Genomic DNA, 19,230 nt, shown 5'->3' on the forward strand with positions numbered 1-19,230 from the left:
GTAGGCGCCTCGGACATCCCACGTCCCACGTCCGGGCGAAAGTCCTTGCGCGATCTCTTGACCGTCACTCCCGGTCCTCTTATGGTCACGTCGCTGCCCAAGACGTAGGACGTTGGATCTCCGGGTCACTGACGCCACCACAGCCACGTTGCGAGTCATTGGAGGCACCATGAGCGACCACGGCGCGACCGGCCGCCGTTCCTTCCTCAAGTACACCGGCGCGCTGGGCGCGGCGGCCGCCGTCTCCGCGTCCCTGTCGGCCTGTTCCTCCGGACCGAAGTCGACGAACGACACGGGTGACGACGGCGGGAGCGGCTCCACCTCCCTGACGGCGGTCATCGGCTACGGCAACGACGGCAGCTGGGACCCGACGCAGACGGCGTCCGCGTTCGCGATGGCGGGCAACCACCACATCTACGAGGGGCTCGTCGACACCGACCCGATCACCCGGGCCCCGTACGCGGCGCTCGCGACGGAGGTCCCGGACGCGGCGCAGCTCAAGGGCACGAGCTGGAGATTCACCCTGCGCCAGGGCGCCACGTGGCACGACGGGAAGCCGGTCACCGCCGACGACGTGGTCTTCGTCTTCGACCGCATCCTCGATCCGAAGACGCAGACGCTCGCCAAGGGGTTCTTCGAGAGCTGGCTGAAGGAGGTGCGGAAGACGGGGGACGCGTCGGTCGAGCTGGTCCTCAGGTTCCCGTTCCCCGAGGGCGTCGCCCGGCTGACCCTCGCCAAGATCATGCCGAAGCACGTCTTCTCGCTCCCCGGCGCGTGGGACGACGCGATGAAGGGCAAGGCCGTCGGCTCGGGCCCGTACCGGCAGACCTCGCACCAGCCGAAGACGAACACCACCTTCGCCGCGTTCGACGACTACAACGGCCCGCGCAAGCCCGCCTTCAAGAAGATGAACTGGCTGACCATCGTGGACGCCGCACCGCGCGTCGCGAAGATCTCCGGCGGCAGCGCGGACGCGCAGATCTCCGACAACATCCCCTACGCCAACATCCAGCGCCTCGAACAGGACGGGCTCACCGTCGAGGGCGGCGCCGGGATGAACAACCTGTTCCTCATGTTCAACACCGCGCACAAGCCGTTCGACGACGTACGGGTGCGGCAGGCGCTGCACTACGCGATCGACAAGAAGAAGATGATCGAGGTCGCGCTCAAGGGCCACGGCAAGGCGGCGCGCTCCTTCCTCAACGAGGGCAACCCGACCTTCCGCCCCGCGAGGACCGTGTACGCATACGACCCCGAGAAGGCGAAGAAGCTGCTGCGGGAGGCCGGGGTCAGCGGCCTGACCGTCAACCTCATGGCCGTCAACGTCTCCTGGATCGTCGACTGCCTGCCGACCGTCAAGGCGTCCTGGGACGCGATCGGCGTCAAGACCACGCTCGACCCGCAGGAGACCACCGCCGTCTTCACCAAGATGGACCAGAAGAAGGACTACCAGGTCGTGGCGGCGGCCTCGAACCCGAACCAGTTCGGCCTCGACGCGGACCTGATCATGCGCTACAACTACGGCCCCGAGAACCTGTGGATGGGGTACGCGCGCTGGGCCGACGACCCCACCGCCAAGCGGCTCTTCCGGCAGATGGACCAGGCCACCCGGGAACCCGACGCCGACCGCAAGAAGACGATGATCCAGGACTACCTCGACACCGTCGCCGCGCAGGCCGTCATCTACCCCGTCGTGCACAACGAGCTGATGACCGCGTGGGACGCCCACAAGATCACCGGCGTGCAGGCGCAACCGTACCCCGGCATCAACGTCCTCAAGGTGCACCCCGCGTAAGCGCTTCGCGCAAGACCATGACCGCTAGAGGAGTTGCTGCCCGTGGCAGTGATCGCCAGAATTCTCGCCCGGCGGCTCGTGCTGCTCGTGCCGCTGCTGCTCGGCATCGTCCTGTTCGTGTTCCTCGTGATGCGCTTCGCCGACATCGACCCGGCGTCCGCGTACTTCCAGGGCGCCAACCCGACACCGGAGCAGCTGCACGACTTCCGCGAGCGCAACGGGCTTCTCGACCCGCTCCCCCTGCGCTACCTGCACTTCGTCGGGGACCTGCTCCAGGGCGACATGGGCATCAGCGTGCTGACCCGGCAGCCGGTCGTGGAGCAGGTGACGACGGCGCTGCCGCTCACCCTGCAACTGACCTTCCTCGGCCTGGGCATCGCCGTGATTGTGTCCCTGGTGCTCGGCATCAGCGCCGCCATCCACCGCGACCGGGCCTGGGACCAGATCGTCCGCGTCGTCTCGCTGACCGGCGTCGCGGCGCCCGGCTTCTGGCTGGCGCTGCTCATGATCCAGTACCTGGCGGTCGACCTGGGCTGGTTCCCGACCGGCGGCTACATCAACCCGGCCGACTCCTTCACCGGCTGGCTGAAGTGCATGACGCTGCCCGCGCTCGCCCTGTCCCTCCCCGTCGCCGCGCAGCTCACCCGCATCGTGCGGACGGCGGTCGTGGAGGAGCTGGACAAGGACTACGTGCGCACGGCCGTCGGCAGCGGGCTCCCGCCGGTCGTCGTGGTCGGCCGCAACGTACTGCGCAACGCCCTGATCAACCCGCTCACCGTGCTCGGTCTGCGCGTGGGCTATCTGCTGGGCGGGGCGGTGGTCGTCGAGACGATCTTCTCGCTGCCCGGAATGGGAAAGCTGATGATCGACGCGGTGAAGAACGGTGACCCGGCGGTGGTCCAGGGGGTCGTGCTGACCACGGCCGTCGGGTTCGTCGTCATCAATCTGGTGATCGACGTGCTGTACCTGCTCGTCAACCCGCGCCTGCGGGCGGCGTCATGACCGGCGCCCTCGGCGTGTTCACGAAGGTACGCAGACTGCGCCGCCTGCCCGTCCTGTCGCGCATCGCCCTCGGCGTCATCACCGTCGTCGTCCTCATGGCCGTGTTCGCGCCGCTGCTCGCACCGCACGACCCGCTCGACCAGCAGCCGCAGGTCGACGGCGTCGGGCACCCCTCCGCGCAGCACTGGATGGGCCAGGACAGCCTCGGCCGCGACATTCTCAGCCGGCTGATGTACGGGGCGCGCTGGTCCCTCGCGATCGGGCTCGGGGCGACGCTGCTCGCGCTGCTCGTCGGCGCGGTGCTCGGCGCGGCCGCCGCGACCTCCACCAAGGCGGCGGACGAGACGGTCATGCGCTGCCTCGACGTCGTCATGGCGTTCCCCGGGATCGCCCTCGCGGCCGTCCTCGTAGCCGTGTTCGGCGGCGGCATCCCGGTCCTGATCTGCGCGCTCGCGTTCCTCTTCACGCCACCGATCGCGCGGGTCGTGCGCGCCAACGTCCTGGACCAGTACGGCGAGGACTACGTCACCGCCGAACGGGTCATCGGGGCCCGCACCTGGCACATCGTGCTCAAGCACGTCGCCATCAACTGCGCGGCCCCGATCCTCGTCTTCTGCACCGTGCAGGTCGCGGAGGCCATCGTCTTCGAGGCGTCGCTGTCCTTCATCGGCGCGGGCGTCCGGCCGCCGGACCCGTCGTGGGGCAGCGTCATCGCCGACGGCAAGAACATGGTCCTGATCGGCGGCTGGTGGGCGACCGTCTTCCCGGGCCTGTTGATGCTGGTCACGGTCCTCTCCCTGAACGTCCTCAGCGAAGGCGTCTCGGATGCGTGGGCGGCCCCGGCCGCGCGCGACGTCCCCACGGCCAAGGAGCCCGATCGCCTGGAGACGGCGGCGCCCGGCACCGGCAAGGTCCTGGAACTCCCCGGCCTGACGGAGGCGGCGGCCCGCCTGCGCTCCCGGGCCCGCCCCTGCCCGACGCGGCCCCCGTCCTCTCCGTACGGGACCTCGCCATCGGGTTCGACGGCCGGCACGGCGGGGTCGACATCGTCGACGGCATCGGCTTCGACGTGCGGCCCGGCGAGGTCCTCGGCCTGGTCGGCGAGTCCGGCTGCGGCAAGTCGCTCACCGCGCTGACCGTGATGGGCCTGCACCCCGCGGGCGCCCGGATCCGCGGCCACGTCACCTTCGACGGCCGCGAACTCGTCGGCCTCCCGACGGGCGCCCGGCGCCGCCTCCTCGGCCACGACATGGCGATGATCTACCAGGACGCGCTGTCGTCCCTCAACCCGGCGATGACGGTCCGGGCCCAGCTCAAACAGGTCGTCCGGCGCGGAGGCCGCCGCTCCCCCGCCGAACTCCTCGACCTCGTCGGGCTCGACCCGGGCCGCACCCTGCGCAGCTACCCGCACGAACTCTCCGGCGGCCAGCGCCAGCGCGTCCTCATCGCCATGGCGCTCTCCCGCGACCCGAAGCTGATCATCGCCGACGAGCCGACGACGGCTCTCGACGTGACGGTGCAGGCCCAGGTCATCGAGTTGCTGCTGCGGCTCCGCGCCGAACTCGGGTTCGCGCTCGTCCTCGTCTCGCACGACCTCGCGCTGATCGCCGACGTCACCGACCGCGTCGTCGTCATGTACGGCGGCCAGATCGTGGAGACGGGCGTGACGGCGGACCTGGTCGAGGCCCCGCACCACCACTACACGCGCGGCCTCCTCGGCTCGGTCCTCTCCCTGGAGGCGTCGGCGGCCCGCCTGACCCAGATCAGGGGCGTGGTCCCGTCCCCGGCGGACTTCCCCCCGGGCTGCCGCTTCACGGACCGCTGCCCGCTGGCGTCGGCGGTGTGCCGAACGCAGACCCCTGCGCTACAGGGCGCCCGCACCCACCTCACGGCCTGCCACCATCCGGCCTTGAGGGGCGCGGGGAACCGCGCGACCAGCCACGACGAGCCGGTGGCCGCCGACGCCTCCTCCGTCCCCACGGCGCGCCGTGCGACCTCCACGAACACGGAGCCGGAATGAAGCCCCCCATCGTCGAACTGACAGACGTGCACGTCGTGCACAAGGCCCGCTCCGGCGGCCTCTTCCGCCGCGACCACGTCCACGCTCTCACGGCCGCCGACCTGGCCATCGCCCCCGGCGAAACACTGGGCGTCGTGGGCGAATCGGGCTGCGGCAAGTCGACCCTGGCCAAGGTCCTGGTCGGCGTCCAGCGCCCCACGTCAGGCACAGTGACGTACAAGGGCGACGACCTCTGGACCATGCCCCCCGCCGGACGCCGCGCAGCGCTCGGCACAGGCGTGGGCATGATCTTCCAGGACCCGTCGACGGCCCTGAACCGCCGTCTGACCGTACGCCAGATCGTCCGCGACCCGATGGACGTGCACCGCCGCGGCACCCCGCCCGAGCGCGAGGACCGCGTACGGGAGCTGCTGTCCCTGGTGGGCCTGCCGAAGGCCCTGGCGGACGTGCTCCCCGGCCAGCTCTCCGGCGGCCAGCGCCAACGCGTCGCCATCGCCCGGGCCCTCGCCCTGGAGCCGGATCTGGTGGTCGCCGACGAACCGACCAGCGCCCTCGACGTCTCCGTCCGCGCCCAGATCCTCAACCTCCTCCTCGACCTCAAGGAGCGACTGGGCCTCGCCCTGGTCTTCGTCTCGCACGACATCCAGACGGTGCGCAGGATGAGCGACCGGGTCATCACCATGTACCTGGGCCGCATCGTGGAGGAGACCCCGGCCGCCGACGTCCTCGACCGCTCCCGCCACCCCTACACCCGCGCCCTCTTCTCGGCCACGCCGGGCCTCCTCGACCCGATCGACCCGATCCCCCTGACGGGCCCGGTCCCCTCGGCCACGCACCCACCGTCCGGCTGCCCGTTCCGGACGCGCTGCTGGCGGGCGGATGTGACGTGCGCGACGACAATGCCTGGGCCGGCGGGGGCTGGTGGGCATGTGTTCCGGTGCCATCACCCGGTGGACGCGGAACAGTCGACGCACGATCTGGTGCACGAGGTGTAGCGGGGCTCGGCACCGCTGCCGGGCGCGCCACCGTCGTGGCTGGTCGCGCAGTTCCCCGCGCCCCTAGGCACGTCCAGCTCCTCCGCGCTTGAGCAGCAGGCCACATAAGCCCCGCCTTTGTACGAGAGGCAGCGGGGGCCGGGGCGGAGCCCCGGGGCTTGGCACCATCGCCGGGTGCGCCACCGTCGTGGCCGGGCGCGCAGTTCCCCGCGCCCCCACGTCAGCTGGGGGTGCGGGCCGCCACCGTCAGCAGGCGGCTGACCTCGTCGACACACATGGTCAGGGCGGCGCCCACCGTCCCCAGGACATCCCGCTCCGCACCCGAGTAGGGTCCGTCCGCCAGGGCGATCCGGGCACCCTGCAGAAGGATCGATTCGCGGCCGGCCGGGGCGAGGTGCTGGGCGAGCGGGTCGAGGGCCTCGTGGAGCTCTATGGCGAGCCCGGCACCGGGCCCGCAGTGCTCGGGCAGCCGCCCGGCGTCCGTGACCAACCCCTCCACGAGCGCGGCCAGTTGCACCTCGGAGCAGTCCTCGAAGCCGGCCGTGCGCAGGACCCCGACGGCACACTCGAGCGCGGGACGCGACGTCGCGCCGCCCGCCGCGAGCACCGCCAGGACCACCGTGTGCACCGCGTCGCGCAGCATCCCGGAAAAGCGGTGCGTGGTCGGATGATCGAGCGCGTCCGTGCCGAACCGGCCCTCGCAGGCCGCGCACTGGACGACGGGCCCGGTCTCCCCCCGCGGCACCACCGGCACGCCGAGCACGGTGAAGCGGCGACGCCCCGTGCACCGCTCGTAGTTGCGGTCGCCACCGCAGCCGGGGCAGAAGAACTCCCCGTCCCCCACGGTGGTCCATGTGGTGTGCACGCCCAGAACCCGCGAGTTCCCGGTTCGTCGCATACGTTCCCAAATCGGCGTCACGTCGCACACCTCCCTGACGGCGCCGCAACATCGCGGCGTTGGCGTGATGTTAGCCACATTGCCCGCGCGGCGTCAGTACCTTGGTCACGCCGAGGTCACGAAGGAGCCGCCCACTGGCCGAGACATGACGCGGCCCCGCACACCCACAAAAGGTGTACGGGGCCGCGAAAGCGCAGCTCAGCCGGGTCAGCGGGCGGAGCGGTTGACCGCGGAGACGACCGCCTTCAGCGACGCACGTGTCGTATTCGCGTCGATCCCGATGCCCCACAGAACCTTGTCGCCGATGGCGACCTCGATGTACGAGGCGGCGACGGCGGACGCACCCTCGCTCATCGTGTGCTCCTGGTAGTCCAGCAGGCGGGCGTCGATGCCGATGCCCTGCAGCGCGTGGAAGAACGCGGAGATCGGACCGTTGCCGGTGCCGACCAGGACCTGCTCGACGCCGTCGACCTCGGCCTCGACGGTCAGCGTGTCGACGCCGTCGGTGTCCGTGGTCGTCTGCCCGGCCTTGACCTGGATGCGGCCCCACGGGTTGTTCGGGTTCGGCAGGTACTCGTCCTGGAAGGCGTTCCAGATGTCCTTGGGCGTGACCTCGCCGCCCTCGGCGTCCGTCTTGACCTGGATGACCTTGGAGAACTCGACCTGCATACGGCGCGGCAGGTCCAGGCTGTGGTCGTTCTTCAGGACGTAGGCGATACCGCCCTTGCCGGACTGCGAGTTGACCCGGATGACGGCCTCGTAGGAGCGGCCGACGTCCTTGGGGTCGATCGGCAGGTACGGGACGGCCCACTCGATGTCGTCGACGGTCTTGCCGGCCTTCGCGGCGCGCTGCTCCATCGCCTCGAAGCCCTTCTTGATGGCGTCCTGGTGGGAGCCGGAGAAGGCGGTGTAGACCAGGTCGCCCGCGTAGGGGTGGCGCGGGTGGACCTCCATCTGGGTGCAGTACTCGGCGGTGCGGCGGATCTCGTCGATCTCCGAGAAGTCGATCTGCGGGTCGACACCCTGCGAGAACAGGTTCATGCCCAGCGTCACCAGGTCGACGTTGCCGGTGCGCTCGCCCTGGCCGAACAGGCAGCCCTCGATGCGGTCGGCGCCGGCCATCAGGGCCAGCTCGGCGGCGGCGACGGCGGTGCCGCGGTCGTTGTGCGGGTGCACGGACAGGCAGACGTACTCGCGGCGCGTCAGGTTCCTCGACATCCACTCGAAGCGGTCCGCGTGCGTGGAGGGGGTCGACCGCTCCACCGTGGCGGGCAGGTTCAGGATGATCTCGCGGTCCGGGCCCGGCTGCCACTCGTCGCAGACGGCCTCGCAGACCTCCAGGGCGAAGTCCAGCTCGGTGTCGGTGAAGATCTCCGGGCTGTACTGGTAGCCGAAGACCGTCTCGGGGCCGAGCAGCTTCTCCGCGTACTCCATGACCAGCCGCGTGCCGTCGACGGCGATCTGCTTGACGGCGTCCTTGGAGCCGCGGAAGACGACCTCGCGCCAGACCGGCGCCGTCGCGTTGTACAGGTGGACCGTGGCGCGCTTGGCGCCGACCAGGGACTCGACGGTCCGCGCGATCAGCTCCTCGCGGGCCTGGGTCAGTACGGAGATCGTGACGTCGTCCGGGATGGCGTCCGGGTCCTCGATGATCGACCGGACGAAATCGAAGTCGGTCTGCCCGGAGGAGGGGAAGCCGACCTCGATCTCCTTGTAGCCCATCCGGACCAGCAGGTCGAACATCTCGCGCTTACGGGCGGGCGACATGGGGTCGATCAGCGCCTGGTTGCCGTCGCGCAGGTCGGTGGAGAGCCAGCGGGGCGCCTTCGTGATCCGGTTGTCCGGCCAGGTGCGGGCGGCGATGTCCACCTGCTCGTACTGACCGTACTTGTGGACCGGCATGGAGGTGGGGCGCTGGAAGTTCGGCATAATGCGTGGGCTCCTCGAAGGTGGCCTTGTAAGGCGGCCGACGGCGCAACGCCGAACTCCGCGGGGAGGGGGTCGGCCTCGACTACAGGCCCTCGCCGCGGCAGCTAAGGAGAAGCAACCCGAAACGCATGATGCCCCGCACTCTAACCGAGACCCGCCGGACGCGAAGGCCCGTATCAGTATGCGGGACCGCTCATAGCCGAGACGGACGCGTTGTGACGGGCAAGGGGTGATCAATACCTCTATTTCGCTAATCATGGTGGCAGGTAGTGACAGCGGCATGACCCAGTGCCACATTGCTGCGCATGACCGCCAACCCAACGGGGAACCCGAAGGGGTTCGAGCCCGTTTTCTGCACGATCGTGCCGCCCCACCTCCAGGACCAGGTCGCCCAGTCCGACAACCGCGCGGTCGCCGCCGCGGCCCGCAAGAGCCTCGAACGTGACGCCTTCGAGCGCACCCGCCGCCGGATGACCACCGTCCTCGGCGCCCCGTCCGTGGCCCCGCCCGCCGCGGGCGCCCCCCAGACACCGCGCCGCACCCTCTACGACGCCCAGCACCGCACCGACCTGCCGGGCCGCAAGGTCCGCGGCGAGGGGGACCAGCCCGGCCAGGACGCGACCGTCAACCGCGCGTACGCGGGCCTCGGCGCGACCTTCGAGCTCTACCTCCAGAAGTACGGCCGCTTCTCCATCGACGGCGAGGGCCTGGCGCTCGACGCGACGGTCCACTACGACCAGGACTACAACAACGCGTTCTGGAACGGCGAGCAGATGGTGTTCGGCGACGGGGACGGGGAGATCTTCCTCGACTTCACCATCCCCATCGACGTCATCGGCCACGAGCTGACCCACGGCGTCACGCAGTACACGGCGAACCTGACGTACTTCGGCCAGCCCGGCGCGCTCAACGAGTCGATGTCGGACGTCTTCGGCTCCCTCATCAAGCAGTACTCGCTCGGCCAGACCGCCGCCGAGGCCGACTGGCTGATCGGCGCGGGCCTGCTCGCCCCGGACGTCACCGGCGTCGCCCTGCGCTCCATGAAGGCCCCCGGCACGGCCTACGACGACGACGTGCTCGGCAAGGACCCGCAACCCGCCGACATGGCCCACTACGTGCGCACGGGCCGGGACAACGGCGGCGTGCACATCAACTCCGGCATCCCCAACCACGCCTTCTACATCCTCGCCGAGACCCTCGGCGGCAACGCGTGGGAGCGGGCAGGACAGATCTGGTTCGACACGCTGACCGGCGGCGAGCTGAAGCAGGACGCCCTCTTCCCCGACTTCGCCAAGGCGACGGTGAAGAGCGCGCAGGCCCGCTACGGCGGCGGCGAGGAGTACCAGGCCGTCCTGAAGGCGTGGGAGCAGGTCGGCGTACCGACCCACTGACCTGTCGCGGCGGATTGGAGTAGACAGGGATCCATGCGTATCCATGTCTCACGCACGGGCGGCTTCGCCGGGATCGACCGCCACGCGGAGGTCGACACGGCCGGCCGCACCGACGCCCACGAGTGGCATGCCCTGGCCGAGAAGGCGCTGGCCGCGGGCCGGGGCACGCCGCCCATCGGGGTCCCCGACGGGTTCAGCTACACCCTCACCGTGGACGGGAAGACCGTGTACTGCGCGGACCCCCGGCTCACCGAGGAACAGCGCAAACTGATCACGCGGGTGCTCAAAGAAGGAGCGTAAGTCCCGTCCGCCGCACGGGCGTTGACTTGGTACTGACCGGTACGGATGATCGCGCCCATGGCAGCTACCGCAGGCGCGCTCCCGCCCTTCCCGCCCGGCTTCCAGTGGGGCGTGTCCACCTCAGCCCATCAGATCGAGGGCGCCGCCGACCGGCGTGCGCCCTCCATATGGGACCGGTTCTCCGCCGAGCCGGGCCGTATCAAGGACGGCTCGACGGCGGAGACGGCCTGCGACCACGTCGCCCGCTACCAGGAGGACGTGGCGCTCGTCCGCGACCTGGGCGTGGACGCCTACCGCTTCTCGATCTCCTGGCCGCGCGCTCTTTCGCCCGGCGGCCTCGACTTCTACGACCGCCTGGTCGACGCGTTGTGCGCGCAGGGCGTCCGCCCGGTGCCGACCCTCTTCCACTGGGACCTGCCGGTGAGCGTGGCCGAGGCGGGCGGCTGGCTGAACCGCTCGACGGCGACACGTTTCGCCGAGTACGTCACCACGGTCGCGGCCCGCCTCGGCGACCGCGTCGAGCAGTGGATCACGCTGAACGAGCCCGCCGAACACACCCTGCTCGGCCACGCCCTCGGCGAGCACGCGCCCGGCGAGAAGCTCCTCTTCGACGCGCTCCCGGTCGCCCACCACCAGCTCCTCGCGCACGGCCTGGCGGCGCGGGCGCTGCGCGCGGCGGGCGCCCGGTCGATCGGCATCGCCAACTCCCACGGCCCGACCTGGCCCGCCTCCGACGACCCGGCCGACACGGCGGCGGCCACCTTGTACGACACGATCCTGAACCGGCTCTTCGCGGACCCGCTGCTCCTCGGCACGTACCCGGAGGGCTTCGCGGAGCTGATGCCGGGCGACGACGTGGCGGCCGACCTGAAGCTGATCTCCGAGTACACGCTCGACTGGTACGGCATCAACTTCTACCAGCCGACGAAGGTGGGCGCCCCGGCCGAGAAGGAGGTGGAGTTCTCCGGGCTCACCCTCCCTGCCGAACTCCCCTTCTCCGTACGGGAGATCACGGGCCACCCGACGACGGACTTCGGCTGGCCGGTGGTCCCGGAGGCGCTCACGGCACTCCTCACCGACTTCCGCGCCCGCTACGGCGACCGCCTCCCGCCGGTGATCATCACCGAGAACGGCTGCGCGTACGAGGGCCTGGACGACCAGGAGCGGATCGCGTACCTGGACGGCCATCTCAGGGCGCTGCACCGGGCGCTGGAGGCGGGCGTGGACGTACGCGGCTACTTCGTCTGGTCGCTCCTCGACAACTGGGAGTGGGCGGAGGGCTACACCAAACGGTTCGGGCTCGTGCACGTCGACTTCGCGACCCAGGCGCGCACGCCGAAGGCGTCGTACGGCTGGCTGCGGGACGCGCTCCGCGCCCAGCGGGCATGACGTCCGCGGGCGGCGAGGCGCTGCGGGAGCCGGTCGACCGCGTCGGCCGCGGCTGGACGACGGCCCTCTCCCTCGCCAACGTCGCGATCTGGGTCGGCTGGTACGGCCCCCTGCAGATCCTGCTCGCCCAGCAGTCCGAGCACTTCGCGTACGGCGCGGGAATGTCGAAGGAGTCGCTGCTCGCATGGGTGACGGGCGCCGGCGCGGTGGTGTCCCTGGCGGCGAGCCCGCTGTTCGGCGCCCTGTCCGACCGCACGGTCGCACGCTACGGGCGGCGTACGCCGTGGATCGTGGCGGGCACGACGAGCGGCGCGCTCTCCCTGCTCCTCCTTGGCGGCGCGGACGCGGTGTGGGTGCTCTCCGCGGGCTGGTGCCTGGTGCAGCTGACGCTCAACGCGGCGTTCGCGGCGGTCACGGCGGCCGTCCCCGACCGGGTGCCGCGACTGCAGCGGGGCACGGTGAGCGGCTGGCTCGGGGCGGCGCAGCTCCTGGGCGCGGTCGTCGGCACGGGGCTCGCGACGGTGGCGGGCGGGGTGGGCGCCGGGTATGCGGCGTGCGCGGTGTTCACGGTGGCGGGCGTCGTGCCGTACGTGCTGCTCCACCGGGACCTGCGCCTGGACCCGGCCGACCGTCCGGCGTGGTCGTGGCGCGGTTTCGCGGCGGGGTTCCGGCTGAGCCCGCGCCGCCACCCCGATCTGGCCTGGGCGTGGCTGACCCGCTTCCTGATCAACCTCGGCAACGCGCTCGTCCTGCTCTACCTCTTCTACTACCTGCGCGACCGCCTCCACCACGACGACCCGGAGACCGGCGTGCTGATCCTCACCGCCGTGAACGGGGTGACGCTGCTCGCCACGGTCGTCGTCGCCGGTGTCCGGTCGGACCGGGCGGGCCGCCGCAAACCGTACGTGCTCTGGTCGGGCGTGCTGATCGCGGTGGCGACGGCGCTTCTCGCCGCCTGGCAGACCTGGCCCGGGGCGATCGTCGCGGCGGCCCTCCTCGGGGTCGGCTTCGGGGTCTTCACCTCGGTCGACTTCGCGCTGATGACGGACGTGCTGCCGGCCGCGCTCGACCGCGGCAAGGACCTCGGCGTCATCAACGTCGCCAACTCCCTTCCCCAGGTGGCCGCTCCGGCCGTGGCGGCGCCGCTGGTGAACCATCTCGGCGGCTACCGGACGCTGTACGCGGTGGCGGCCGCCGTCGGGCTGCTCGGGGCGCTCCTGGTCCGGAAAATTCGGTCGGTGGACTGAGGGGGTATGACGTAGCGTCCGCGCCCATGACCTCAGTTGACTCACCATCCGCCCTTCTCGGCCGCCTGGAGCGGTACTACGACGCCGTGCCGCGCTCCGCCGCCCGCGTCGAGGAGCACGGCTCGCTCACGCTCTTCGTCCGCGAGGGCCCCGGCTGGCCGTACTACGCGCGGCCCGCGCTCCGCACCGACGCGCCGCCACCGAACGCCGATGACGTACGCGAAGTGGTGGCCCGGCAGCGGGAGCTGGGGGTGCCCGAGGCGTTCGAATGGGTTGCGGAGACGACGCCCGGGATGCGGGCGGCCGTCGAGGAGGCCGGGCTGCGGGTCAGCGAGCATCCGCTGATGGCGCGGGACGCCTCCGCTCCGCTGCCCGCCCCGCACCCCCTCGTCCGGGTCCTCGACGCGCGGGACCCGTTCCTCGCCGCCGCGCTCGCGCTGCCGTACGTGGCGTTCGCGCAGCCCGGCACGGCGGTGGGCTCCGCCGGTGGTGCGGAGCTCTCGGCGATGGTCGCCGAGCGCGCCGGGGACGGCAGCGTCCCCGACCACCAGGAACGCATCCGTGCCGGCCGCCTCGTCCTCGCCGCCGCCGTCGAGGACGGGGTCGTCCTCTGCTCCGGCATGCACGTGCCCGTCGGCGACGTCACGGAGGTCGCGGGCGTCGGTACGTTGCCTGCGGCGCGGCGGCGGGGGTTCGGGCTCGCGGTGACGGCCGCGCTGGTCTCCGAGGCGGTGGCCTCCGGCGTCTCTACGGTCTTCCTGTCGGCCGGGGATGGTGATGTTGCCCGGGTTTATGCGCGGCTGGGTTTTCGGCCTGTGGGCACGGCGATGATCGCGTCCGCATCTGCCGACTGAGGTTCTCGGGCGTGTGCGCCGCCGTCGTGGCTGGGCGCGCAGTTCCCCGCGCCCCTAGGCATACCAAGCCCCTCCGGCGATTGAGGAGCGGGGGCCGGGGCGGAGCCCCGGGGCTTCAGACCGTTGCCGGGTGCTGCGCCATCGTGGCTGGCCGCGCAGTTCCCCGCGCCCCTGGGCAGTCGATCTCGTCCGGCGATGTGGCCACCAACCCTCGCTAGCGATCGAGCAGCTGGGCCAGTCAAGCCCCTCCGGCGATTGAGGAGCGGGGGCCGGGGCGGAGCCCCGGGGCTTCAGATCGTTGCCGGGTGCTGCGCCGTCGTGGCTGGGCGCGCAGTTCCCCGCGCCCCTGGCGGGGCCCCTCTACAGCGCGCCCATGTCCTGGGCCACCCAGACCGACGGGTAGAACGGGCGGTAACCCAGTTCCCGGCGGATGCGGGACGTGGAGAGCACCGCTCGCCAAGGGTCCGGGTCCACCTTCTCGTAGAGGTCCGCCGGGACCGGGAGGCCGTTCAGGGCGTACACATCCACCGTCGTCAGCGGAGCGTCGTCCGCGATGTTGTAGACGCCCTCGGCGCCGGGCGCGTACAGCAGCCGCTGCAGGCCCTGGGAGACATCCGCGTGGTGCCCCATGTGGAGGCGCTGCGTGGCGGGCCAGTGCGGAGCCCATTGCATCGCGTTGGCCAGATGCGGGTCACCGTCGCCGTAGACGAAGGGGAGCCGCCCGATGCGGAGGTCGGAGAGGCCGTCCAGCGCCACCAGCGCCCGCTCGGCCTCCCACTTGGACTCGGGGTAGGCGCCCCACATGGCCCCGCCCGGCACCGTCCCGTCCGACTCCACCAGGGGCCGCCCGCGCCCGGCCCCGTACACGAGCCCCGTGCTGACCTGCACGAACCTCCGCACGCCGGAGGCCACCGCCGCGCGGCCCAGTTCGATCGCCGCGTCCCGGTTGACCGCCCGTGCCTCCTCGTCCGGCACGCCACGGAACGCCGCGGCGACGTTGACGACCGCGTCGACCCCCGCCGTCGCCTTGCCGAGCGCCTCGGCGTCCCGCAGATCGCCGATCACCACCTGCGCCCCCAGCTCGGCGAACCGTTCCGCGCGGGACGCGTCCCGCACCAGGACCCGGACCTCGTCGCCGGGCGCCCCGCTCTGCAGCAGCCGGGGCACGAACCGCTTGCCGACCTGCCCTGTCGCACCTGTCACCAATGTCAGCATGGCCGCCTCCTCGTCGTCGTAGCCATCGCGGCCGTCGTAGCCGTGGACACCACCCTCGGCGCGGCAGCGCACACGCGGGAGAGACGCGCTTATCCAGGGACCGGCACGCCCTGGATAAGCCGGGCGGCCCGAGCGACCCTGGAGAGGTGAACCGTGGAGAACTCGCCGACTTCCTGCGCCGCGCCCGCACCCGCCTGACCCCGTCGGACGTGGGCCTGACGGCGGGCGCCCGGCGCCGTACGCCGGGTCTGCGCCGCGAGGAGGTGGCGCAGCTCGCGGGGATGTCCGTCGACTACTACACGCGGCTCGAACAGCGCCGCGGCTCACACCCCTCCCGCCAGATGCTGACCGCCCTCGCCCGCGCCCTGCGCCTGACGGCGGACGAACGCGACCACCTGTTCCACCTGGCGGGCGAGGAGCCGCCGCGCGCAGGCGTCTCCTCGGCGCACGTCCGGCCGGGCCTGCTGCTGATCCTCGACCGGCTGCACGACCTGCCGGCGCAGGTGCTGAGCGACTGGGGCGAGGTGCTCGCGCAGAACACGATGGCGGTGGCCCTGTCGGGCGAGCACACGGGCGAGAACCTGGTCCGCCGCTACTTCACGGACCCGGCGGTGCGCGCCATGATCCCGCCGGAGGACTACGCGACGCACGCCCGCGCCCACGTGGCGCACCTGCGGGCGGTCGTCGGCGCCCGCCCGGACGACCCGGGCCCGGCCGCGCTGGTGGCCGAACTCCGCGCGAGCGACGCGCACTTCGCCGAACTGTGGGAGTCCCACGTCGTGGCGGTGCGGCACGCGTCGACGAAGCGTTTCCTGCACCCGGTGGTCGGCACCCTCGACCTGGACTGCGAGGTGCTGCTGAGCGACGGCCACGACCAGCAGCTCGTCGTGCATTCGGCGCGCCCGGGCACGGACACGTACGAGCGCCTGGAGCTGCTGAGGGTGATCGGCCTCCAGGACCTCACCCCCACCCGTACGTCCGGCGGCTAGAAGCCGAGCTTGCGGAGCTGGCGCGGGTCGCGCTGCCAGTCCTTGGCGACCTTCACGTGCAGGTCGAGGAAGACGGGTGTGCCGAGCAGCGCCTCGATCTGCTTGCGGGACTTGATGCCGACCTTTTTCAGGCGCTCGCCCTTGGGGCCGATGATGATGCCCTTCTGGCTGGGCCGCTCGATGTAGACGAAGGCGTGGATGTCGAGGAGCGGCTTGTCGGCGGGCCGGTCCTCGCGCGGCAGCATCTCCTCGACGACGACGGCGATGGAGTGCGGCAGCTCGTCCCGGACGCCTTCGAGCGCGGCCTCGCGGATCAGCTCGGCGACCATGACCTGCTCGGGTTCGTCGGTGAGGTCGCCCTCGGGGTAGAGGGCGGGCCCCTCGGGGAGCAGCGGCACGAGCAGATCGGCGAGCAGGCCGACCTGCTGGTCGGCGACGGCCGAGACGGGGATGATCTCCGCCCACTCGAAGCCCAGCTCCTTGCCGAGCTGGTCGATGGCGATGAGCTGCTCGGCGAGGGCCTTGCTGTCGACGAGGTCGGTCTTGGTGACGACAGCGATCTTCGGCGTCTTCTTGATGGACGCGAGTTCCTTGGCGATGAACCGGTCGCCGGGCCCGATCTTCTCGTTGGCGGGCAGGCAGAAGCCGATGACGTCGACCTCGGCCCACGTGGTGCGCACGACGTCGTTGAGCCGCTCGCCCAGCAACGTACGCGGCTTGTGCAGGCCCGGGGTGTCCACGAGGATCAGCTGCGCGTCCTCGCGGTGCACGATGCCGCGCACGGTGTGCCGCGTGGTCTGCGGCTGGTCGGCGGTGATGGCCACCTTCTTGCCGACCAGAGCGTTCGTGAGGGTGGACTTGCCCGCGTTGGGACGGCCGACGAAGCAGGCGAAGCCGGCGCGATGGGCGGATCCGGCGGCGGGGGTGTGAACGCTCATGGCGCCCATTGTCCCTGATCCGGAACGCACACGAGCACCGAGAGGTCCCGGTAACCCCCCGGCAACACGAAACACGGCGGAAACGTCGGGGTACGGAATCGGAAACGCGGACCGGTGACGCTGAAGCGCATGCCTGCCACGAATTTCCCCCTCGCGGCTCCCGCCCTGGACACCGGCGACACCGCCTGGCTGCTCGCCGCCACGGCCCTGGTCCTCCTCATGACGCCCGGCCTCGCCCTCTTCTACGGCGGCATGGTCCGCGCGAAGAGCGTCCTCAACATGCTCATGATGAGCTTCGTCTCGATCGCGCTGGTGACGGTGGTCTGGCTGGTGGCGGGCTATTCGCTCGCCTTCGGCGACGACACGTTCGCGGGCCTGATCGGCGGCCTGGAGCACGCGGGCATGGCGGGCATCGGCCCGGGGTCCCTCACCGGCACGGTCCCCACCTTCCTCTTCACGACCTTCCAGCTGACGTTCGCGATCATCACGGCGGCGTTGATCAGCGGTGCCGTCGCGGACCGCACGAAGTTCGCCGCGTGGCTGGTCTTCGTCCCGGTGTGGGCGCTGCTCGTATACGTCCCGGTGGCGCACTGGGTGTGGGGCCCCGGCGGCTGGATCGGGCACCACCTCGGCACCCTCGACTTCGCGGGCGGCCTGGTGGTCGAGATCGCCTCGGGCGCGTCGGGCCTGGCCCTGTGCCTGGTGCTCGGCCCGCGCGCGGGCTTCAAGAAGGAAGCGATGCGCCCGCACAACCTCCCCATGGTGGTCATGGGCGCGGGCCTGCTCTGGTTCGGCTGGCTCGGCTTCAACGGCGGCTCGGCCCTCGGCGCGAACGGCCTGGCCGCCGCGTCCCTCTTCAACACGCTGATCGCGGGCTGCACGGGCCTGCTCGGCTGGCTGTTCGTGGAGCAGAAGAGGGACGGCCACCCGACGACGTTCGGCGCGGCGTCCGGCGCGGTGGCGGGCCTGGTGGCGATCACCCCGGCGTGCGGCGTGGTGGGAGTCGTGGGCGCGGCGGTCGTAGGACTCGCCGCCGGGGTCGTCTGCTCGTACGCGGTGGCCTGGAAGCTGAAGCTGCACTACGACGACTCGCTGGACGTGGTCGGCGTGCACTTCGTCGGCGGAGTGGTGGGCACGCTGCTGATCGGCCTGTTCGCGACCTCGGCGATGACGGGCTCGTCGGCGAAGGAGGGCCTGCTGTACGGCGGCGGAGTGGGCCAGCTGGGCAAACAGCTCTCGGCCATCGTGGTCGTGGCGGCGTACACGTTCCTGGTGACGTACGGGATCGGGAAGGCGCTCCACAAGCTGATGGGCTTCCGGGCGTCGGCCGAGGAGGAGCTGACGGGCCTGGACCAGACGGTGCACGCGGAGAGTGCGTACGATCACGGCGTCCTGGGCGCCACGGTCCACCCCGCGTCCGCCCCCGCCGCCCGAAAGGTCGCGCCATGAAGCTGATCACCGCGGTCGTCAAACCGTTCCGCCTGGACGAGGTCAAGACGGCGCTGCAGGAGCTGGGCGTGGACGGTCTGACGGTGACCGAGGCCAGCGGTTACGGGCGCCAGCGCGGCCACACCGAGGTGTACCGGGGCGCGGAGTACCAGGTCGACCTCGTACCGAAGGTGCGGATCGAGGTCGTGGTCGACGACGCGGACGCGGACCCGGCGATGGACGCGATCGTCCGCGCGGCCCGCACGGGCAAGATCGGCGACGGCAAGGTGTGGGCGGTACCGGTGGAGAGCGTGATCAGGGTCCGGACAGGCGAAAGGGGCCCAGACGCGGTCTGAGCCCCTCCGGCGTTCGTCCGTCTCAGAGGTTCTTGCCGCAGACGGGCCACGCGTTCTGGCCCTGGGCGTCGAGGACCTTCTCGGCGACGGAGATCTGCTCGGCCTTGGTGGCCTGGTCCGCGTTCGGGGCGTACTTGGTGCCGCCGTAGGCGGCCCAGGTGGACGACGTGAACTGCAGACCGCCGTGGAAGCCGTTGCCGGTGTTCGCTGCCCAGTTGCCGGTGGACTCGCACTGGGCGACGGCGTCCCAGTTGTGCGCGGGGGCGCTCGTCGCCGCGGAGGCCGAGCTCGTACCCGCGAGCACCATGGCACCGGCGGCACCGGCGAGAGCACCGGTGGCGGCGAGACGGCGGACGCGGGAGGTACGGGCAGCGGTGGTACGGGCGGAGAAAATCACGAGAAGCCTTTGTTCGGGGACGATGACGGCCGCGGCGCGCTCCCCGGATCCGAATCCAGATCCGGGGCCGCTGTCGAACGCTTTCCG

General features: G+C 71.3%; 15 protein-coding genes and 2 pseudogenes. 12 read left to right on the plus strand and 5 right to left on the minus strand.

Features of this window, described 5'->3' with window-relative positions:
- Window positions 1-169 precede the first annotated feature (169 nt).
- The 4 genes and pseudogenes from N5I75_RS11215 (at window position 170) to N5I75_RS11230 (ending at window position 5,812) form a co-directional block, all read left to right on the plus strand.
- A complete protein-coding gene (locus N5I75_RS11215; RefSeq protein ID WP_476676559.1) occupies window positions 170-1,795 on the plus strand; it encodes an ABC transporter substrate-binding protein in 1,626 nt (541 codons plus the stop codon).
- 42 nt (window positions 1,796-1,837) lie between these two features.
- Complete coding sequence (locus N5I75_RS11220; protein WP_476676560.1) at window positions 1,838-2,797, plus strand: ABC transporter permease; 960 nt, start codon at window positions 1,838-1,840, stop codon at window positions 2,795-2,797.
- Window positions 2,794-4,817, plus strand: a pseudogene (locus tag N5I75_RS11225) (dipeptide/oligopeptide/nickel ABC transporter permease/ATP-binding protein). The gene N5I75_RS11220 and the pseudogene N5I75_RS11225 overlap by 4 nt, the downstream one beginning before the upstream one ends.
- A complete protein-coding gene (locus N5I75_RS11230) occupies window positions 4,814-5,812 on the plus strand; it encodes an oligopeptide/dipeptide ABC transporter ATP-binding protein (protein WP_476676561.1) in 999 nt (332 codons plus the stop codon). The pseudogene N5I75_RS11225 and the gene N5I75_RS11230 overlap by 4 nt, the downstream one beginning before the upstream one ends.
- Window positions 5,813-6,032: 220 nt before the next feature.
- Here N5I75_RS11230 and N5I75_RS11235 read toward each other — a convergent pair whose 3' ends face one another.
- Together N5I75_RS11235 and leuA are read right to left on the minus strand one after the other, a co-directional pair.
- Window positions 6,033-6,710: a tellurite resistance TerB family protein gene (locus tag N5I75_RS11235; protein WP_476676562.1), complete on the minus strand. Its 678-nt coding sequence runs from the start codon at window positions 6,708-6,710 to the stop codon at window positions 6,033-6,035.
- Between the two features lie 207 nt (window positions 6,711-6,917).
- On the minus strand, window positions 6,918-8,639 hold the full coding sequence (leuA, locus tag N5I75_RS11240; RefSeq protein ID WP_476676563.1) for a 2-isopropylmalate synthase: 1,722 nt from the start codon (window positions 8,637-8,639) through the stop codon (window positions 6,918-6,920).
- A gap of 305 nt (window positions 8,640-8,944) precedes the next feature.
- Between leuA and N5I75_RS11245 the strand changes: the two genes are divergently transcribed.
- From N5I75_RS11245 to N5I75_RS11265, 5 genes are read left to right on the plus strand one after another with little or no spacing between them, the layout of a single operon-like run.
- On the plus strand, window positions 8,945-10,030 hold the full coding sequence (locus tag N5I75_RS11245; RefSeq protein ID WP_476676564.1) for a M4 family metallopeptidase: 1,086 nt from the start codon (window positions 8,945-8,947) through the stop codon (window positions 10,028-10,030).
- A gap of 33 nt (window positions 10,031-10,063) precedes the next feature.
- Window positions 10,064-10,330, plus strand: a complete 267-nt coding sequence (locus N5I75_RS11250) for a protealysin inhibitor emfourin (RefSeq protein ID WP_476676565.1) — start codon at window positions 10,064-10,066, stop codon at window positions 10,328-10,330.
- Between the two features lie 57 nt (window positions 10,331-10,387).
- Window positions 10,388-11,719: a GH1 family beta-glucosidase gene (locus tag N5I75_RS11255; protein WP_476676566.1), complete on the plus strand. Its 1,332-nt coding sequence runs from the start codon at window positions 10,388-10,390 to the stop codon at window positions 11,717-11,719.
- On the plus strand, window positions 11,716-12,966 hold the full coding sequence (locus N5I75_RS11260; RefSeq protein ID WP_476676567.1) for an MFS transporter: 1,251 nt from the start codon (window positions 11,716-11,718) through the stop codon (window positions 12,964-12,966). Before N5I75_RS11255 ends, N5I75_RS11260 begins: the two co-directional genes overlap by 4 nt.
- 26 nt (window positions 12,967-12,992) lie before the next feature.
- Complete coding sequence (locus N5I75_RS11265) at window positions 12,993-13,820, plus strand: GNAT family N-acetyltransferase (RefSeq protein ID WP_476676568.1); 828 nt, start codon at window positions 12,993-12,995, stop codon at window positions 13,818-13,820.
- A 360-nt stretch (window positions 13,821-14,180) separates the two neighbouring features.
- Here N5I75_RS11265 and N5I75_RS11270 read toward each other — a convergent pair whose 3' ends face one another.
- On the minus strand, window positions 14,181-15,035 hold the full coding sequence (locus N5I75_RS11270; protein WP_476676569.1) for an NAD-dependent epimerase/dehydratase family protein: 855 nt from the start codon (window positions 15,033-15,035) through the stop codon (window positions 14,181-14,183).
- Window positions 15,036-15,181: 146 nt separating this feature from the next.
- Here N5I75_RS11270 and N5I75_RS11275 point away from each other — a divergent pair, with 146 nt between their 5' ends.
- Window positions 15,182-16,024, plus strand: coding sequence for a helix-turn-helix transcriptional regulator (locus tag N5I75_RS11275; RefSeq protein ID WP_476676570.1), 843 nt, complete (start codon window positions 15,182-15,184; stop codon window positions 16,022-16,024).
- On the opposite strand, the gene era is transcribed toward N5I75_RS11275, so the two are convergent.
- Window positions 16,021-16,971: a GTPase Era gene (gene era, locus N5I75_RS11280; protein ID WP_476676571.1), complete on the minus strand. Its 951-nt coding sequence runs from the start codon at window positions 16,969-16,971 to the stop codon at window positions 16,021-16,023. The genes N5I75_RS11275 and era overlap by 4 nt on opposite strands.
- 120 nt (window positions 16,972-17,091) lie before the next feature.
- On the opposite strand from era, the gene N5I75_RS11285 reads away from it, so the two are divergent.
- A complete protein-coding gene (locus tag N5I75_RS11285) occupies window positions 17,092-18,411 on the plus strand; it encodes an ammonium transporter (protein WP_476676572.1) in 1,320 nt (439 codons plus the stop codon).
- Window positions 18,408-18,746, plus strand: a complete 339-nt coding sequence (locus N5I75_RS11290; RefSeq protein WP_476676573.1) for a P-II family nitrogen regulator — start codon at window positions 18,408-18,410, stop codon at window positions 18,744-18,746. Before N5I75_RS11285 ends, N5I75_RS11290 begins: the two co-directional genes overlap by 4 nt.
- A 25-nt stretch (window positions 18,747-18,771) precedes the next feature.
- Here the strand turns inward: N5I75_RS11290 and N5I75_RS11295 are convergent.
- Window positions 18,772-19,143, minus strand: a pseudogene (locus tag N5I75_RS11295) (transglycosylase family protein); the annotation flags it as partial.
- Between the last annotated feature and the right edge of the window lie 87 nt (window positions 19,144-19,230).

The organism is Streptomyces sp. R818 (genome assembly GCF_056172735.1).

What these genes read in the sequence shown, in the direction of transcription:
- N5I75_RS11215 (WP_476676559.1), top strand. Translation starts at nt 170, where the DNA reads ATGAGCGACCACGGCGCGACCGGCCGCCGTTCCTTCCTCAAGTACACC.
- N5I75_RS11230 (WP_476676561.1), top strand. Translation starts at nt 4,814, where the DNA reads ATGAAGCCCCCCATCGTCGAACTGACAGACGTGCACGTCGTGCACAAG.
- N5I75_RS11235 (WP_476676562.1), bottom strand. Translation starts at nt 6,710, where the DNA reads ATGCGACGAACCGGGAACTCGCGGGTTCTGGGCGTGCACACCACATGG.
- leuA (WP_476676563.1), bottom strand. Translation starts at nt 8,639, where the DNA reads ATGCCGAACTTCCAGCGCCCCACCTCCATGCCGGTCCACAAGTACGGT.
- N5I75_RS11245 (WP_476676564.1), top strand. Translation starts at nt 8,945, where the DNA reads ATGACCGCCAACCCAACGGGGAACCCGAAGGGGTTCGAGCCCGTTTTC.
- N5I75_RS11250 (WP_476676565.1), top strand. Translation starts at nt 10,064, where the DNA reads ATGCGTATCCATGTCTCACGCACGGGCGGCTTCGCCGGGATCGACCGC.
- N5I75_RS11255 (WP_476676566.1), top strand. Translation starts at nt 10,388, where the DNA reads ATGGCAGCTACCGCAGGCGCGCTCCCGCCCTTCCCGCCCGGCTTCCAG.
- N5I75_RS11260 (WP_476676567.1), top strand. Translation starts at nt 11,716, where the DNA reads ATGACGTCCGCGGGCGGCGAGGCGCTGCGGGAGCCGGTCGACCGCGTC.
- N5I75_RS11265 (WP_476676568.1), top strand. Translation starts at nt 12,993, where the DNA reads ATGACCTCAGTTGACTCACCATCCGCCCTTCTCGGCCGCCTGGAGCGG.
- N5I75_RS11270 (WP_476676569.1), bottom strand. Translation starts at nt 15,035, where the DNA reads ATGCTGACATTGGTGACAGGTGCGACAGGGCAGGTCGGCAAGCGGTTC.
- era (WP_476676571.1), bottom strand. Translation starts at nt 16,971, where the DNA reads ATGGGCGCCATGAGCGTTCACACCCCCGCCGCCGGATCCGCCCATCGC.
- N5I75_RS11285 (WP_476676572.1), top strand. Translation starts at nt 17,092, where the DNA reads ATGCCTGCCACGAATTTCCCCCTCGCGGCTCCCGCCCTGGACACCGGC.
- N5I75_RS11290 (WP_476676573.1), top strand. Translation starts at nt 18,408, where the DNA reads ATGAAGCTGATCACCGCGGTCGTCAAACCGTTCCGCCTGGACGAGGTC.